The sequence below is a fragment of the Marinobacter sp. EVN1 genome, from assembly GCF_000475375.1.
GTDB lineage: Bacteria > Pseudomonadota > Gammaproteobacteria > Pseudomonadales > Oleiphilaceae > Marinobacter > Marinobacter nauticus.
In genome coordinates, this window is the sequence record NZ_AXCB01000045.1 from 313,148 (window position 1) to 329,566 (window position 16,419).

Below are 16,419 nucleotides of genomic sequence, written 5' to 3' on the forward strand. Positions count from 1 at the left end.
TTCTCTGATGGAGCCCCGATGTGATGGCAGGGATGCTCGACAACTCTTATAACCGCAGGCAGCGAGGGGAAATTACCTTGCAGACCTTGCTGTTGCTATTCGCCGGCACTCTGCTGACGCTCACGCTGGTGGTTGCGTTCGTGACCAGCTATGGCTATTTCCGGGACTATGTTGCCGATCAACTGGCCGCTCACGCCCGCGATGGTGCCACCGCAACCGGGCTTTCGCTGTCCAATGCCATTGACGGTTCTGATCCGGTGGCCTCGGCGTCACTGATTGATGCGGTATTCGACAGTGGTCGTTACCTGGCTGTTGAGTATCTGGGGCACGATGGCGAGATGATTGCTGGTCGGCGCATGCCGCTGCAGGCTAACCGCGCGCCAGAGTGGTTTGTTTCCCTGGCGGCATTGCCCTTGCCGGTGGCGGAGGCGGAGGTGGTCAGGGGCTGGAGCCGGTTGGGCAAGGTGCGGGTGGTGAGTCATCCCGGGCGGGCCTACGACGACCTCTGGCATATTTCCCTGGGGCTGCTGCTATCCGCCCTGGTGATCGCCACTGGTGGCTTGCTGGGGCTGTTTCTGTTACTCCGGAGGACTTTGAGGCCCCTGAAAGAGGTCGAGGCCCAGGCCCGGGCGCTTGGCCAGCGGGATTTCCGGAAGCGAGTGAGTATTCGCTCCACCCGGGAGCTGAACCGGGTGACAGAGGCTATGAACCAGATGGCGGATGACCTGGGTCAGTTGTTCGAGGGGCAGGGCAAGCTTATCCAGCACTTGCGGCGCGTGAACAATGAAGATCCGGTGACGGGGCTGGCGAGCCGCAGCGCGTTTGACCAACGCATGAAGGTGGAAGTGGAATCGGAAGAGAAGTCGGCGCCTGGCGTTCTGATCATGCTGCAGCTGGCCTATTTTGCAGATTATAACCTGGCCTATGGCCGGGACGAGGGGGACCGGTTGTTGCGCCAGGTGGCCGGCGGCATCCGGGCGTTTGTCGCCCGACATGCCGAATCCTTTGCCGGGCGCAGAACCGGTGCAGAATTTGCGGTGTTTGTGCCCGGTGCCTCGGCAGCGGACGTGCGAATCTGGGCCGAGCAGCTGGTGCGGGAGCTGGATGGCATCTACTCTGACCTCTCCGCCCCGATGGACGCTCATGTTCATGCTGGCCTGGCGGTGGCCAGACCCGGTGATGGCATCAGGGTCTTGTTGGCCGCCGCCGATGAAGCTCTCAGGGCCGCCCAGCAAAGGGGGGACTCCTGCAGCCTGCTGCTACCCGATTCCGGTGTTGAGAGCCATCACAATATGGAGACCTGGCGCACGATCATTACCCAGGCGATTCGGGAAGATAAGCTGTCTCTCTGGCTCCAGCCCATGGTGCATGGTGAGGGGCAGACACTGGTCCATTATCAGGTGTTCTCCCGTATTGAGTCTGCAGAAGGGCCGCTGAAAGCCGGTTTGTTTGTGCCCATGGCCGAGCGATTGGGGCTGGTGAGCGATATCGACCGTATGCTGCTTACCCGGGCGCTGGAGTGTCTTGAACGCCACCCGGAACGACGGCTGGCGGTATCACTGGGTAGTAATTCGATCGCGTCTGATAGCTTCCGTGACGATCTGCTGACCATGGTTACCCGGGCGGGGCGCACAGCCGGGCGCTTGTGGGTCGGTATTGCCGAAGTGACCATTCAGCATCACCGCAAAGCCGTCAGCTCTCTGGTAAGAGAGTTGTCGCGGCTTGGTGTACCGGTGCTGGTTGACCGGTTCGGAGTGGGCGGCGTGCCATTCAGTTATCTCAAGCGGCTGCCGTTCAGGGCCGTTCGGATTGATCACAGCTTCATCCACAACCTGGACCGTCATGATGAAAACCGGTTCTGGCTGGAGTCGGTTGTGGGTATTGCCCACAGTCGGGGGGTGAAGGTGTACGCTACGGGAGTAGAAACTGCGGCGGAATACTCGGTACTCTGTAGGCTGGGTATTGACGGCGCCATGGGCTACCATCTTGGCAGACCATTTGCCGCAGACACGTAATCAACAGGAGATCAGGAGTCTTATGCCTGGCAAGATCAGACAGTACTTCAGGGACAAGAAAGACGATGTGCAGGATTACACCGGCGGTAGCGGTGTTATTGGCAAGTTGGTGGTTGCCTTGCTGGTGGTCTACCTGCTGATTGCGATGGTTCTGGGTATCTACTGGAGCAGTGAACCGGATACCTTTTCGGTACGTGATCACACCCGTACGCTGGCAAGCACCATGGATAGGGAGCCGGTGACCGGTTTTGCCACCACCGCCACCATGATCCGTATTGCCGAGACCCTGCTGGATAAGCCCGGCGGTTATATTTCCAACGATATCGCGCCTCCCGGTCTGTGGATGGACAATATGCCGAACTGGGAATATGGCGTGCTGGTCCAGTTGCGGGATCTTTCCCGGGCGATGCGTAAGGATATCAGTCGTTCCCAGAGCCAGTCAGCGGAAGACCCGGATCTGACCATTGCCGAGCCCCAGTTCCACTTCGACAGTGAAAGCTGGGCCATTCCATCGACCGAGAACGAGTACCGGCGTGGTATCAATGCGCTCAAGCGCTATCTGAATCGCCTGTCCGATCCGGCCCAGGCGGACGCCCAGTTTTTTGCCCGGGCGGATAACCTGAACAACTGGCTGGCGGATCTGGAAACCCGGTTGGGTAGCCTGTCCCGCACGCTCAGCGAAAGCGTGGGCAAGGCGTCGGTGTCGGATGCCGTCGCTAATCTGAATCCGGATGATCCTCTGGCGGAAGAGACCGGTGGCGAGGATGTCAAAACCTCGTGGACCAAAATTGATGATGTCTTTTACGAGGCGCGAGGCAGTGCCTGGGCGTTGCTGCATATTTTCCGGGCGGTGGAAGTGGATTTCCGGAAAGTGTTGCAGGACAAGAACGCCATGGCGAGCGTCAAGCAGATCATTATCGAACTGGAGGGCACTCAGGCCTCCATGTGGAGTCCGGTGATTCTCAATGGCAGTGGTTTCGGTGTGCTGGCCAACCATTCGTTGACCATGGCGGCTTATCTGTCACGGGCCAATGCCGCAATCAGTGATATGCGGGACCTGTTGTCGCGGGGCTGATAAGCGCCCTCGGCTGAGCTTTGGCTCAGGCACAAAAAAAGCCGGGCAGTCGTTAGACTGGCCCGGCTTTTTTATGGTCGAGGCGCAATCAGCCCTTGTAGGCGTTGATGGCGTCTTCGATAGCTTTCTTGGCGGCTGCAGCGTTGTCCCAGCCCTGCACTTTCACCCACTTGCCGGGCTCCAGAGTCTTGTAGTTCTCGAAGAAGTGACGGATCTGATCACGCAGCAGTTCCGGCAGGTCTTCGATTTCACGAACGTTGTGGTAGGTCTGGGTCAGCTTGTCGTGGGGCACGGCCACCAGTTTGGCATCACCACCGGCTTCGTCTTCCATGTTCAGTACGCCTACCGGGCGGCAACGAATTACCGAACCAGCCTGCACCGGGTAAGGGGTGACCACCAGGACGTCCAGTGGGTCGCCGTCGTCGGCCAGGGTGTGGGGGATGAAGCCGTAGTTGGCCGGGTAGAACATCGGAGTGGCCATGAAACGGTCAACCAGCAGGGCGCCCATGTCCTTGTCCAGTTCGTACTTGACCGGAGAGCTGTTGGCCGGGATTTCGATGGCAACGTAGATGTCTTCTGGCGGGTTCTTGCCAGCGGGAATGTTGTCGAATTGCATGTGCGATCCTTCCTGGTACGTTAGGGTTCGTTTAACTGCGTTTAAAAAGTGGGCGCAATTATACGGAAGTCTCTTGCCATTCGAAACTAAACCTTGGTCACAGCCTGATCTGTTTGGCAATCAGCTCCTTCATGATTTCCGTGGTGCCGCCGCCAATGGACAGAATCTTGGCATCCCTGTACAGCCGCTCCACCACTGACTCCCGCATATAGCCCATACCACCAAACAGCTGTACCGCCTCGCGGGTGACTTTTTCGCACACGTCCACGGCGAAGTTCTTGGCCATAGCCACCTGTTTAATGGGGTTTTTGCCGGCCTGCATCAGTGCGGCACAGCGGTAGGTGTATTCCCGGGCGATGTCGATCTGGGTGGCCATGTCAACGAGTTTGTGGCGGGTGACCTGAAAGCCGGCAACGGGGCGGCCGAAGGCCTGGCGTTGTCTGGTGTAATCCAGGGCGGCTTCGTAGGCGATCTGGGCGGTCATGTAGGCCATGATGGACAGGCTCAGGCGTTCAGCCAGGAAGTTGCTCATGATGGCGATAAAGCCGGCGTTTTCGGCGCCGATCAGGCGGTCGGCCGGTACCCGGCAGTCCTCGAAGAAGAGTTCGGCGGTGTCGCTGGCCCACCAGCCCATTTTCCGGAGTTTGTTGCCGGTGTTGAAGCCTGGTGTGCCTTTGTCTATCAGCAACAGGCTGATGCCGCCGTGGCCTTCGCCCCCGGTGCGCACGGCGACGGTGTAATGGTCGGCGCGGATGCCGCTGGTGATGAAGGTTTTGCTACCGTTGACGATGTAGTGGTCGCCGTCTTTTACGGCACGGGTTTTCAGGTTGGCGACGTCGGAGCCGCCACCGGGTTCGGTCACGGCCAGGGCGGCGATTTTGTCGCCGCGCAGGACGGGCGGCACGATCTGTTCCCGAATGTCTTGTTTGGCCCACTTGGCCACCGGCGGCAGGCCGATATCCAGGGAGCCGATACTGGCCACGAAGCCGCCGGAGGTGGATCGCATCAGCTCCTCGGAAACCGCGATTTTCATAAAAATATCGCCTTCACCGATGCCGCCCAGAGTTTCAGGGAAGCCGATGCCCAGGAGTCCGGCATCGCCGGCGAGTTTATATATTTCACGGGGGAATTCACCGGCCTCTTCCCAGTCGTCAATATGGGGCCGTACGTGGGTCTCAATGAATTTCCGGGCGGTTTGGCGCACCTGTTCATGGGTTTCGTTGAAGTAGTCAGACACGGATTGGCTCCCTGTGTTCTTGTTTTGCGATGAGGTGAGTGTCGCGCAATCCTGGCTACCAAGCAAGCGCTTGGTTTGGATTTGTTCAGGCAATAAAAAAGCTGGCCCGAATGGCCAGCTTGTCAGGCGGAGTGCCTTACAGGGATTTATGCACCGCGGGCGATGCTTTTCACTCCGTCACGGGTGCCGAGTAGCAGCAGATCGGCCGGGCGGCGAGCGAACAGTCCGTTGGTGACCACGCCGACAATGTTATTGAGCTTTTCTTCCACCACCAGCGGGCGGGAGATATCCATGTTGTGGATGTCGATGATGATGTTGCCGTTGTCGGTGATAAAACCATCCCGGTAAACCGGATCGCCCCCGAGTTTTACGATCTCGCGGCCGACATGGCTGCGGGCCATGGGGATGACTTCCACGGGCAGCGGGAATTCGCCCAGAATGCCGACTTTCTTGGATTCATCGGCGATGCAGATAAAGGTCTTGGCGACGGCGGCCACAATTTTTTCCCGGGTCAGGGCGCCGCCACCGCCTTTGATCAGTTCCAGGCTCTCGTTGGTTTCGTCGGCACCATCCACGTAAAACTCGATTTCGTTGACGGCGTTGAGGTCGTATACCGGGATGCCGTGCTTTTTCAGTCGTTCGGCGGTTGCCTCGGAGCTTGCGACGGCGCCGTCGAAGTCGTTGCGGTATTCCGCCAGATAGTCGATGAAAAAGTTGGCGGTGCTGCCGGTGCCCACCCCGACAATGCTGCTCGGTTCCAGGTGAGGGGCGATGTGATCCACTGCAGCTTTGGCAACGGCTTGTTTCAGTTCGTCCTGGGTCATGGGGGGGGCTCCCGGAGGTTTGCGTTGAATTTGGTAGCTATTATACGCCTGCAGCAACTCTGCTTATAGACGGCACGCGTGCAAACTTTCTACACTGTGGGTTTTTCCTGATCACTCACCAGCAACCGGAACCATCATGCCGCAACGCTATATCAAGAAGATACTCGATGCGCGCGTCTACGACGTGGCCATCGAAACACCCCTGACTGAAGCCCGTAGTCTTTCCAAGCGCTTTGGCAACAATATTATGCTCAAGCGTGAAGACCTTCAGCCGGTGTTTTCCTTCAAGATTCGCGGCGCCTACAACCGGATTGCTCAGCTGTCGGAAGAGCAAAAGGCCAAGGGAGTTATCTGCGCTTCCGCCGGCAATCATGCCCAGGGCGTGGCTCTGGCCGCAAAGAAGCTGGGCATCAAAGCCGTAATCGTGATGCCGCAGACGACGCCGGAGATCAAGGTACGCTCAGTTCGCGACCACGGTGCCAGAGTGGTTCTCAAGGGGGATGCTTTTGACGAGGCTGCGGCCCACGCACAGGAGCTGATCCAGAAGCACGGCTACACCTACATCCCTCCCTACGACGACCCGGATGTGATTGCCGGTCAGGGCACTGTAGCCATGGAAATCATGTGGCAGTTCAGCAAGCCGATTCATGCCATCTTCATCTGTGTCGGTGGCGGCGGGCTGATTGCCGGCATGGCAGCCTATATCAAGTATCTGCGCCCGGAAATCAAAGTGATTGGTGTGGAGCCGGAAGACTCCAACTGTCTGCAGGCGGCGATGAAGGCCGGTGAGCGTGTGGTGCTGGATGAGGTGGGCATCTTCGCCGATGGCGTGGCGGTCAAACAGATCGGTAAGTATCCCTGGGAAATCTGCAAGGATCACGTAGATGAAGTGATCACAGTGTCCACGGATGAGATCTGTGCGGCCATTAAGGATGTGTTTGAAGATACTCGCTCCATTGCCGAACCGGCAGGTGCTCTGGGTGTAGCGGGTATCAAGAAGTACATCGAGCGGGAAAAGATCGAGGATGAAAACCTGATCGCCACCCTCAGTGGTGCCAACATGAACTTCGACCGACTGCGCTATGTGTCCGAGCGCACCGAAGTGGGAGAGAGGCGCGAGGCGATTCTGGCGGTAACGATCCCGGAGAAACCGGGATCGTTCAAAACGTTCATCAATGCGCTGCACAAGCGCAGCATCACCGAGTTCAACTACCGCTATGCGGATGCTCAGAACGCCACCATTTTCGTGGGGATCCAGATTGCCGCTGGCGGACATGGCCGGGAAGAACTGGTGCAGGATCTTCGGGAAAGCGGGTACTCGGTGGTCGACCTTACCGACAGCGACCTGGCCAAGCAGCATATTCGCCATATGGTCGGGGGCCATGCGCCGACGATTACCAACGAAAAGGTGTTCCAGTTTGAATTCCCCGAGCGCCCGGGAGCTTTGTTGAAGTTTCTGATGTCGCTGGGAACGCGCTGGAATATTTCCATGTTCCACTACCGCAATCATGGTGCGGCCTACAGCCGGGTGCTACTGGGCGCTCAGGTTGAGGACAATGAGGTGGCGGACTTTGAGAGGATGCTCGACAAGGTTGGCTTTCGTTATGAAAACATGACTGACAATGAGGCTTATCGGCTGTTTTTGGGAGCAGGCAACGGGCGTTCCACCTGAGGGTGGAACGCCACAACTCTTACATAACGGTAATCTGTCAAAAATTGTAAAAATCAAGTTACGTGTTAGTCTTTCGTCTAATTCTGCGAATCAGTAATAGTTGTCTGATTTTCCTGCCAATTGAATGAAAGAATAACGGGAATCCAAGAAATGGGGAGCAAGCCTGACATCATTCGTGCCATTGTGCTCATCTTTGCTGTCGGCCTTGTGATTACGGGTTTTACGTCCATTCAGGCGTCTGAGGACAAGCGTGCCGACCGCGAAGCATCTGCAGTAGGTTATGTTCTGTCTGCCAATCAGGGCCTGAAACGGTAACAACGCCTATCCGTTACCACACCGTGCAAAGGCACATCCCAGGGCTCAACCGGCAACTGTTCCACGCGCTGAAAATCGTGGGCCAGGCCAACCAGTTTTGGTGCCATGCAGGGCCTGATCCGGCTGAACGCGAAGGTTCGGTCGTAGAAGCCGCCGCCCATACCCAGTCGCCCTCCGGTTTCGTCAAACCCCACCAATGGAAACAGCACCGCATCCAGTGCCCAGGCCGGCTTGCGCCTTGAACGCGGGAACGGGGGTTCTGGAATGCCGAAGCGGTTTGCCGTCAGTTGCACTCCATCATAATAGGGGCTGAAAACCAGCTTGCCCGGGTAGATCGGGTGCAGAATGGGCAGGTAGAACCGGATGCCTTTTTTGCGAGCCAGATCAATGTACAGGGACGGGTCAATTTCGCCGTCGTTGGCCAGGTAGATGCCAATGTGGCGTGCCCGGTGCAGGTCGGGGTGCCTCAGCAGGTTAAGGGCGAGACGTTCGGAAGCTTGCCGCTGTTCTTCAAACGACAGGCTTCTCCGTTTCTGGCGCAGAGATTGGCGGAGCTGGCGGCGTGAGGCCCGATCATTGCCGGAGTCCAACGTCCTTGCTTGATGATGCGGATTCAAGATGGCGATTACCTGCTGCAGCGTCGTGAATTCGGCCTATGTTGTATCACATCAATAACGCCCCGTTAAAATTCTGCTAGTCTGCAGTCCGTTGTTTTTTCAGAGGCTGTATTCTGCCATGGATTTCCCCCGATACGCTCGCCTGTTGCTTCCTGCGGTTTTGATTGTTGCTTTGTCTGGTTGCGCGACCGGATCCCCCGAGGTTTACCAGGTGGGTGTTCGTGCGTTGGCTTCTGCTGAATATTCCGGTGCCCGCCACCATCTCCAGAGTTACCTTGACGGTGAGACCGAGAGTTATGAAAACAGTCGGGCGCGCTATGAACTGGCTCGCTTGACGTATCTTGGCCTGGGCGGGCCAGCGGATGAGCGGGCAGCTGCCGAGTTGCTGGAGCGAGAGCTGCAGAAACAGTTTTCGGTCTATGAGCGCGAAGCGCGGCATTTGTTGGCCGAGATCTATCGGCGAGGACAGGCAGAGAACCGTGATGTGTCCAGGTCGTTAGTGCTTCTACGTGCGGCGGACTATCCGCGAGCCTTGATTGATCTCGCGATGATCTATTGGTCCGGGGAGCTGGTCGAGCAGGATCGCAAACAGGCGGTGGCGCTGATTCCCGAAATTGGTGAGGTAGATAGTGCTTCGAATCTGTTTCATCACCGGGCTCTGGCTGAATACTGCGGCCCCGACACCCGGGATAGGGTGCCCGCCTGGGCCTGTCTGGATGAGGGGGCCGAGTTTATTCTCCAGAGTGCAGACGAGGCATGGCGTGCAAGTCGTCCGGACACCGATGCAGGCACCATGCGCTTCCTGGCTACATTGTATCCGGCCCTGGTGGATCCCAGTGCGCAACGTCGGGTAGCGTGGTACCGGTATGCCGGAGATAAAGGTAGCGCCCGCGCTCAGTACATGATGGCCCAAATATACGGAGCGCCAGATTCACCTTGGTTTAACCCTGCCGAAGCAGAGCAATGGCTGCAACGGTCGGCCGATCAGAACTACCCGAAAGCATTACTGGCCCGAGGTGTGGCACTGGCTCGCGGACAGCAGCGTTCCGAGGCTGATTATCTTGAGGCGCTGGATCAACTGGAGCGTGCGGCCGACCTGGGCGAGAAAGAGGCGAATCTCTGGCTGGCTCACCTGTATCTGAATCCCGCAGACGGGCGCTCGAAGCGGGTCGGTCTGGCCGTTGCGCGTCTCGAACAGATAGAACGGGAAGACGATCGGGCCAAGCACTTGCTGGCTGATATCTATCTCTCGAGCCTGCCTGGTATGGCCGAAGAACAGCATCGCCGAGCCTTGGAACTGTTGGAAGGCATGGCTTACCGGGATGCGGAGGCGGCCTACAAACTTGGTGCGATCTACAGTCAGGGGCTGGCCAGTATTCCCCCCAGTCTGGTGGATGCTGTAGGTTGGTTGAGGCGCGCCGCTGATAAGGGCCACCTGCCCGCACAACTGCTTTTGGCGCGAGAGTTGTGGCAGGACGGCCGGGATGAGAGCGCTGCGAAAGCTCGCGAGCGGTTTGTGCTTATGCCGGTTGCCGATGTGCCGGAAAACCTGCGTCAAGCTGTCTCCAATGCGCGCTATCGACAGGCAATGTATTACGCCGGTCAGGCCGAGGTTCATACAGAAGAAATTCGAAAGCTTCTGGAGAGGGCGGCGGAGGAGGAGAACATGGCCGCCCTGGCGTACCTCGGGCTGATGTACTACCGGGGTGAGCAGGTGGCCCCGGATGATGAGCTGGCCTATCAGTACCTGGAACGCTGGGATTCGCTGTATCAGCAACGAAAGGATCAGGCCAGGTCGGACGACTCAGTGTGGTCTGGACTGTTGTTCGATGAGCGGTTCGGTAACCAGGAGGTTCAGGACGCTTTGCTGCGCTTGAGATTCAGGAAGTCGCAATCGGAGTAACGGTGAAAAGCTTCCCGGGCTGCCGTTATCGGATGTAGCCCTTGAACCCAGAAGTTCAAGGTCGGTGGCCGCTGTGACATATTAGGCTTTCCCCCTTGGGGGACATGCTCACAATGCCCTGAAGTAGCCACCTGGGTAATGCGCATCGGCTCGAGGACGTACCCGACCAGCGAACAGCCCAGGAAGTTGGTTCCATTATACGGGCAGGGCCGGGGAGGATTGCAACCCCGTTTCCGGATTCTTTCCGGATCAGTTGTCCGAAGGCTCTCCCAGCGCTTCATCAAGCCGGTTATCCATGGCACGCAGGATGCTGCTGGTGGCGTCTGACATGGTGTCGCGTTCCAGCAGTTCATGGGTGATGTTCAGGGCGGCCATCACGGCAATGCGCTCGGTACCGAATACCTTGCCGCTGGAGCGGATTTCACGCATTTTGGTGTCCAGATGCCGGGCCGCACGTAGAAGGGCTTCCTGCTCTTCCTGCGGACAGGCCACCAGGTATTCCTTGTCGAGAATCCTGACTTCCACGGTGGTTGGGGTCTGTGACATCAGTGGTGCTCCAGTGCCCGAAGACGGCCGATCATGGCTTCAATCTTGTTTTTGGCAAGATCGTTTTTGTGCATTAGCTGGGCCCGTTCCCGGTTCCAGTCGTCCTGCAGCTCCCTTAGCAGGGCGTTGTCTTTCTCCAGCTTGTCGCAGCGCTCGATCAGCTTGTCCAGCTTGTCCGCTAATGCCTGTACTTCGGACTGTTCCATGACCTGCCCAACATCGGTGATTTTGATGAGAGTTACTATAAGTGCGCGCGCCAGACCGGTCAATTTACCGCATTGTCATGGCGTGCTCGCCGTGAGGCCTGTCACCTTTTGCGTCAGTTCAGCTGGAATCCTGTGCCCCGAACCCCTGTTGTCGGCCTGCTCGCCAGGTGTTCAGTGCGGGGAGGGCGGATACTAGCAGGGCAGAAAGAGGCGCTGCCATCAGTAACAGCCACTCCTCCCGGGCCATCGGCCGAAGCCGGATTTGCAGTCCGTAGTGTTCCAGTAGCCAGGGGCTGAGGCCGGCGATGGCGGCAGCGCCGAGCAGCAGGGCGAACAGGCAACTGGCCAGGGCAAGCCCGACGCACTCCAGGCTGTACAGGCCGGCAATCAGCCCCGGTGAAGCTCCGGTCGCTCGCAAAACGGCAATCTCCCGTTGCCGCTGGGCTTGCAGGGTGAGCAAAACCGCAATCAGTCCCACCAGGCTGGTGATCACGACAAAGCCGCTGATGCCCAGCAGGGCTTTTTCAAATTGCCCCATCATCCGCCAGAGCTCGCTCAGGGCCACACCCGGCAGGATGGCCGACAGAGGTTCCTCGCGGGCCTGGTTCAGCTCCCGTTGAACCTGGAAGGTGAGGATCGGGCGGTCCAGGCCAATGAACACGGCGGTGATGGTGTCCGGTGTGTAGTCCCGGTTGCGTGCCTGGTCGGCCGACAGGGTCCGGCCCGGGATGGCCACGCCGGATTCCCAGCCCACATGCATGGCTTCCATGGCTTCAAGGCTGATGTAAACCGCCTGGTCGACGGGCGTGCCGGTTGGCGCGAGAATGCCGGATACCCGGAATGGCAGGTCCTTGTGATTCGAGAAGCTGGTGCGGCCACCGCCATGGGAAAGGACCAGGTCGTCGTTCAGTTTATGGTCAAGCTGCCGTGCCACGCCGGCGCCGATCACCACGTCAAACAGGTCAGAAAACCAGTCTCCGCTAGCCAGGGTCAGCGGTTGGTCGTTGCCATAGCGGAAGCGGGCCAGGAACTGCTCGTTGGTGCTGACAACCCGAAAGCCGCGGTAGCTGTCGCCCAGGGAAATAGGTATCAGCCAGTCGATGCGGCTGTCCTCAGTCATGGACTGATAGGTGGACCAGCGAATGTTGTTGGTGGCATCACCGATGTGGAACACCGTGTAAAGCAGCAGATTCAGCTGGCCACTGCGGGCCCCTACGATAAGGTCGGTGCCGCTGATGGTACTGGTGAATGATTGTCGGATTTCTGTGCGCAGGTACTGGATGCCAAGCAGCAGGGTTACGCTCAGCGTCAGGGTCAGGCAAACGAGAGCCAGTACACGGCGCCGGTACCACAGACTGGCGGCGGAGAGGAAGATGGTGAGCTTGAGCTTGTTCATGGCGCCACCTCCAGGGCCATGCGATGATGAAAGTGCCTGGCCAGTGACTGATCATGGCTGACAAATACAACCGAGCTGTTACTGCGCTCGGCCAGCGTTAGCAGTAGTTCAAGAAAGCGGTCCCGATTGTCGCTATCCAGAGCAGACGTGGGCTCATCTGCAAGAATGATCTCCGGAGCGCCGATCAGCGCGCGGGCGGCAGCCACCCTCTGCTGCTGGCCGATCGATAGCCGGGTCACTCCCTGGTGCCAGTGGCTTTGCGGAATGCCCAGTTGTGTCAGCAGGTGTTGGGCAGCTTCGGTGGCGGAGGGTATCGCACGCGAATGGCGCAGATTTGATAGCTGGCAAGGCAAAAGTGCATTGGTCACAGCGCTCAGATAGGGCACCAGGTTGAACTGCTGGAAGATGACGCCCATATGATCGGCGCGAAGTCGATCCCGGGTGCCGGCCTTCATGGTGGTCAGTTCCTGATTCAGCAGCTGAAGGCTGCCACGGCTGGGCGTGTGCATGCCTGCGAGCAGTCCCAACAGCGTACTTTTACCAGTACCACTGGGGCCGTGCAGGAACAGGTGTTCACCACGTGTCAGCTGAATATCGGGGAAGGCCAGTTCCCGAGCCTGGTTTTGCCATCGGAAGTGCAGATTCCGGGTTCGGATGGCCAGAGTGTCCGGGCGGGAACTGTCCGGCGGTTGTCGTGTCTCGCTGTTCATATCCGTATCGTGCTCGCCGTTGTATGATGGCGCCGGTTGCTGATCTGGTTTTTTGGAGAATCCGTGTTGATGTTCACTGATGTTCTGTTCCGCAAGTCGCTTGCCTGCCTTGGACTGGGCTTGTTGTTATTGGTTTCCCTGGCGGTCCGTGCCGAGCCCCGGGAGATCGACTGGCTTGAGTTAATGCCTGCGGAAGATCTGGCGCTGCTCGAGACTATGCCGGAAATCGAACATGAGGGCGATGGCCCGCCCCTGTTGCCGGACGAAATCATGACCGGGCGGGTGGTTCCGGAAATGGGCAACGTCCAGGGCCGGATTCCGGGCTTTGTGGTACCTCTGAAAACCACGGACGATATGCGCATCCTCGAGTTCTTCCTGGTGCCCTACTACGGCGCCTGCATCCATGTGCCGCCACCACCCCCAAACCAGATCATCCACGTAAAATACCATGAAGGGTTTACCCTGGAGGCTCTATACGACCCTGTCTGGATCGAGGGTGAACTGGTGATTGAGCGAACCGAGAATGATCTCGGCACTTCCTCCTATTCCATGGTGGCGCAGTCGGTAGAACCTTACACCGAGTAACGGTTCAGCGGCCAACCCGGAATTGCTGGTCGCCGGCTTCCAGTCTTGTGGCGCCTTGGCCTTCAGGGCCGATCCACTGAACATCCAGGTGTTCCAGTGCCGGAAAGTGCTTCACCATCGGTGTGGTCAGTGTCTGGTGATCGGCAAGTCCGTCACAGGCCAGTGATTGGGTAATCTCGATATCGCTGTGGTCGTTTGCTTGCCCGTCCTCGTGATCGTGGTCATGGTGTTTGTGCGCATGGTCACTGTGATGACGGGGCGCCTCGGGCCACGAGCTGTGAAAGCTGGCATCTTCCACGTTGCAGTTGCCATCCTCAGTGTTAATCAGAGGGGTCGACATCAGCCACTGCTCCAGATCCGCCAGTTGCTGATGCTGTTGCTCTGTGCGTGGCTCGTGCTCGAAGCCAAGCAGATTGTATGCGGGTGAGCGAAGGAAGACATCGGCGGTGTTGGTGTCTATGGCTACCTGGAGCTCCGCGTGGCCATGTTGATGGGCGCTGGGGTTGTTGGCCGCGCCCGCGGTCAGCGGAGCCAGTGCGGCGCTTGCCAGTGCCACGGTCATGAGGGGCATAACGTTTCTGCGCATCGGGTCATCCTGTCCATCTTTGATATGTTATAACATTTTTGTCTGGCGTGAAGATAAAAGCAACCCCGTCTGCCCGGGTATTCGTGCCAGGATTTCCCCAGAATGCTAGGATACGGTATTCGTCGGGGCACCACCCCGGCGCGTATCTGAACGTACACCACCGATATAAGGAAACGGCAGCTTCATGTCCGAAACCGATACCTCCGCCGCCCGTGCGGCTGAATTTGAACGCTGGGCCAACGTGTTTACCGCGCACAAGGCGTTCAGCCACCCCTCTGAGCTGCACGGTGTGCTCTGTGGCCGGCTGGCGGCAGGCTCCCGTATTGACGAGCCTGAGTGGCTGGCCATGGTTTGCGAACACATGGGGCTGGCTGATGAAGCGGCTGAAGAGTCGGATGACCTCGCCCCCTTTATGAACAGCGCCTACGGTAAAACGCTCAAGCAATTGCAGTCCACCGACATGAGTTTTCAGCCGTTGTTGCCAGATGACGACTATGCCATCGAACAACGACTGGAAGCCCTGGTGGCCTGGGTTCGAGGATTTCTGGAAGGCATGGCGCTGGCGGCCGGCGCTTCCCTTGGCCAGGCTCCGGATGAGATCCGGGAGCTGATCGAGGATATGGTGGCCATCAGCCAGCTGTCGGAGGACGAAGAATCCGACGACGAAAGTGAACAGCAACTGCTTGAAATTACCGAGTACGTGCGCCTTGGCGCGCTGGCGGTGTTCACCGAGTTCAATGAGCCGGAGAAGCCGGCAGGCGATTCGCCCACCCTGCACTGATCAGGAGCTATCATGGCTGTGACCATTCCCGTGAAAGAGTTTGCCGAGCGCCGTCGCAAGTTGATGGACCGGATGGCCCCGGACAGCATCGCCATTCTGCCTGCGGCGCCGGAGCGGGTGCGTAACCGCGATGTGTTACACCCGTTTCGTCAGGACAGCGATTTCCAGTATCTGACCGGCTTCGGCGAGCCCGAAGCGGTGTTGGCCCTGATTCCAGGCCGCGAGCATGGTGAAGCGGTTCTGTTCTGCAAGGAGCGGAACCCGGAGAAAGAGCTCTGGGATGGTTTTCTAGTGGGCCCTGAGGGCGCCATCGAACGTTACGGCTTCGACGATGCTTTCCCCATTGCGGATATCGACGATATTCTGCCCGGCATGATTGAAGGCCGAAGCCGGGTCTACTATCCGCTGGGCAAGGATCCGGCATTCGATAACCGGGTGATGGACTGGCTCAAGGTGATTCGCAGCAAGGTTCGTTCCGGAGCGCACCCCCCTGGGGAGCTGGTGGCGCTGGAGCACCTGCTGCATGATATGCGGCTGTACAAGAGTGCTGCCGAAATCAAGGTGATGGCAAAGGCCGGCCAGATCAGTGCCGAGGCCCACTGCCGGGCCATGAAGAGGGCTCGTCAGGGCGGGTATGAGTACAATCTTGAAGCTGAACTGATTCATACCTTTATGGAGCATGGTGCGCGCTCTACCGCTTATCCCTCCATCGTAGGTGGTGGTGCCAACGGCTGCATCCTGCACTACATCGAAAATGCGGCACCGCTGAAAGACGGCGACCTGGTACTGATAGACGCGGGTTGTGAGCTGGAATGCTACGCCTCGGACATCACCCGCACCTTCCCGGTCAGTGGCAAGTTCAGCCCGGAACAGAAGGCGCTTTACGAAGTGGTGTTGGCGGCCCAGTACGCGGCGATCGATGCGGTGAAGCCGGACAATCACTGGAACCAGCCCCATGAAGCGGCTCTGAGGGTGCTGACCCAGGGCCTGATCGATCTGGGCCTGCTCGCAGGCACGCTGGACGATGCTCTGGCCAACGAATCCTACAAACCTTTCTTTATGCACCGCACTGGCCACTGGCTGGGGCTGGATGTCCATGATGTTGGCGATTACAAGGTGGGCGATGCCTGGCGGGTACTGGAACCGGGGATGGCGTTGACCGTTGAGCCAGGGCTGTATATTGCGCCCGACAATACCGACGTAGAGCCGCGCTGGCGGGGTATTGGCATCCGTATTGAAGACGATGTGGTGGTCACCAAAGAGGGTTGCCGAAACCTGACCGAGGGCGTGCCGAAGACCATTGCCGATATTGAAGCTCTGATGGCGGACTGATTC

The 16,419-nt window shown here is 58.5% G+C and carries 17 protein-coding genes and 1 other RNA gene; 8 read left to right on the forward strand and 10 right to left on the reverse strand.

What is annotated here, in order from left to right; all coding sequences use genetic code 11:
- The first annotated feature begins 23 nt into the window (after nucleotides 1-23).
- Both Q674_RS36160 and Q674_RS36165 read left to right on the forward strand, forming a co-directional pair.
- On the forward strand, nucleotides 24-2,015 hold the full coding sequence (locus tag Q674_RS36160; RefSeq protein WP_023009590.1) for an EAL domain-containing protein: 1,992 nt from the start codon (nucleotides 24-26) through the stop codon (nucleotides 2,013-2,015).
- Nucleotides 2,016-2,037: 22 nt separating this feature from the next.
- On the forward strand, nucleotides 2,038-3,090 hold the full coding sequence (locus Q674_RS36165) for a DUF2333 family protein (RefSeq protein WP_011786852.1): 1,053 nt from the start codon (nucleotides 2,038-2,040) through the stop codon (nucleotides 3,088-3,090).
- Between the two features lie 88 nt (nucleotides 3,091-3,178).
- Here Q674_RS36165 and ppa read toward each other — a convergent pair whose 3' ends face one another.
- From ppa to rpiA, 3 genes are all read right to left on the reverse strand, one after another.
- A complete protein-coding gene (gene ppa / locus Q674_RS36170; protein WP_014422707.1) occupies nucleotides 3,179-3,706 on the reverse strand; it encodes an inorganic diphosphatase in 528 nt (175 codons plus the stop codon).
- Between the two features lie 97 nt (nucleotides 3,707-3,803).
- Nucleotides 3,804-4,943 (reverse strand): acyl-CoA dehydrogenase family protein, encoded by a 1,140-nt coding sequence (locus tag Q674_RS36175; protein WP_023009591.1) that lies wholly within the window; start codon nucleotides 4,941-4,943, stop codon nucleotides 3,804-3,806.
- A 146-nt stretch (nucleotides 4,944-5,089) separates the two neighbouring features.
- A complete protein-coding gene (gene rpiA, locus Q674_RS36180) occupies nucleotides 5,090-5,767 on the reverse strand; it encodes a ribose-5-phosphate isomerase RpiA (protein WP_023009592.1) in 678 nt (225 codons plus the stop codon).
- A gap of 136 nt (nucleotides 5,768-5,903) precedes the next feature.
- Here rpiA and ilvA point away from each other — a divergent pair, with 136 nt between their 5' ends.
- Nucleotides 5,904-7,439 (forward strand): threonine ammonia-lyase, biosynthetic, encoded by a 1,536-nt coding sequence (gene ilvA, locus Q674_RS36185; RefSeq protein WP_023009593.1) that lies wholly within the window; start codon nucleotides 5,904-5,906, stop codon nucleotides 7,437-7,439.
- Nucleotides 7,440-7,589: 150 nt separating this feature from the next.
- On the forward strand, nucleotides 7,590-7,754 hold the full coding sequence (locus Q674_RS41360; RefSeq protein ID WP_022993092.1) for a hypothetical protein: 165 nt from the start codon (nucleotides 7,590-7,592) through the stop codon (nucleotides 7,752-7,754).
- Here the strand turns inward: Q674_RS41360 and Q674_RS36190 are convergent.
- Nucleotides 7,736-8,371 carry a 5-formyltetrahydrofolate cyclo-ligase gene (locus Q674_RS36190; RefSeq protein ID WP_051993057.1) on the reverse strand — a complete coding sequence of 212 codons (636 nt, stop codon included), beginning with the start codon at nucleotides 8,369-8,371 and terminating at the stop codon, nucleotides 7,736-7,738. The two genes, Q674_RS41360 and Q674_RS36190, sit on opposite strands and share 19 nt — an antisense overlap.
- Nucleotides 8,372-8,489: 118 nt before the next feature.
- Here Q674_RS36190 and Q674_RS36195 point away from each other — a divergent pair, with 118 nt between their 5' ends.
- The gene (locus Q674_RS36195) at nucleotides 8,490-10,274 is read left to right on the forward strand and encodes a tetratricopeptide repeat protein (protein ID WP_023009595.1); all 1,785 of its coding nucleotides are present in this window, start codon (nucleotides 8,490-8,492) and stop codon (nucleotides 10,272-10,274) included.
- Nucleotides 10,275-10,281: 7 nt separating this feature from the next.
- Here Q674_RS36195 and ssrS read toward each other — a convergent pair.
- From ssrS to Q674_RS36210, 5 genes are all read right to left on the reverse strand, one after another.
- Nucleotides 10,282-10,462, reverse strand: a non-coding RNA gene (ssrS, locus tag Q674_RS40965) — 6S RNA.
- Between the two features lie 61 nt (nucleotides 10,463-10,523).
- Nucleotides 10,524-10,820 (reverse strand): cell division protein ZapA, encoded by a 297-nt coding sequence (locus Q674_RS36200; protein ID WP_023009596.1) that lies wholly within the window; start codon nucleotides 10,818-10,820, stop codon nucleotides 10,524-10,526.
- Nucleotides 10,820-11,026 (reverse strand): TIGR02449 family protein, encoded by a 207-nt coding sequence (locus Q674_RS0120910; protein ID WP_011786845.1) that lies wholly within the window; start codon nucleotides 11,024-11,026, stop codon nucleotides 10,820-10,822. Before Q674_RS0120910 ends, Q674_RS36200 begins: the two co-directional genes overlap by 1 nt.
- A gap of 118 nt (nucleotides 11,027-11,144) precedes the next feature.
- Entirely contained in the window at nucleotides 11,145-12,422 is a 1,278-nt protein-coding gene (locus tag Q674_RS36205) for an ABC transporter permease (RefSeq protein ID WP_023009597.1), read from the reverse strand.
- Nucleotides 12,419-13,132, reverse strand: coding sequence for an ABC transporter ATP-binding protein (locus tag Q674_RS36210; protein ID WP_023009598.1), 714 nt, complete (start codon nucleotides 13,130-13,132; stop codon nucleotides 12,419-12,421). Before Q674_RS36210 ends, Q674_RS36205 begins: the two co-directional genes overlap by 4 nt.
- A gap of 69 nt (nucleotides 13,133-13,201) precedes the next feature.
- Between Q674_RS36210 and Q674_RS36215 the strand changes: the two genes are divergently transcribed.
- The gene (locus Q674_RS36215) at nucleotides 13,202-13,717 is read left to right on the forward strand and encodes a DUF3299 domain-containing protein (RefSeq protein WP_031210328.1); all 516 of its coding nucleotides are present in this window, start codon (nucleotides 13,202-13,204) and stop codon (nucleotides 13,715-13,717) included.
- A 4-nt stretch (nucleotides 13,718-13,721) separates the two neighbouring features.
- Here Q674_RS36215 and Q674_RS36220 read toward each other — a convergent pair whose 3' ends face one another.
- Nucleotides 13,722-14,303 carry a ZrgA family zinc uptake protein gene (locus Q674_RS36220; protein ID WP_023009600.1) on the reverse strand — a complete coding sequence of 194 codons (582 nt, stop codon included), beginning with the start codon at nucleotides 14,301-14,303 and terminating at the stop codon, nucleotides 13,722-13,724.
- A 184-nt stretch (nucleotides 14,304-14,487) separates the two neighbouring features.
- Here Q674_RS36220 and Q674_RS36225 point away from each other — a divergent pair, with 184 nt between their 5' ends.
- Nucleotides 14,488-15,084, forward strand: a complete 597-nt coding sequence (locus Q674_RS36225; protein ID WP_011786840.1) for a UPF0149 family protein — start codon at nucleotides 14,488-14,490, stop codon at nucleotides 15,082-15,084.
- Between the two features lie 12 nt (nucleotides 15,085-15,096).
- Nucleotides 15,097-16,416 (forward strand): Xaa-Pro aminopeptidase, encoded by a 1,320-nt coding sequence (gene pepP, locus Q674_RS36230; protein WP_023009601.1) that lies wholly within the window; start codon nucleotides 15,097-15,099, stop codon nucleotides 16,414-16,416.
- Nucleotides 16,417-16,419 lie beyond the last annotated feature (3 nt).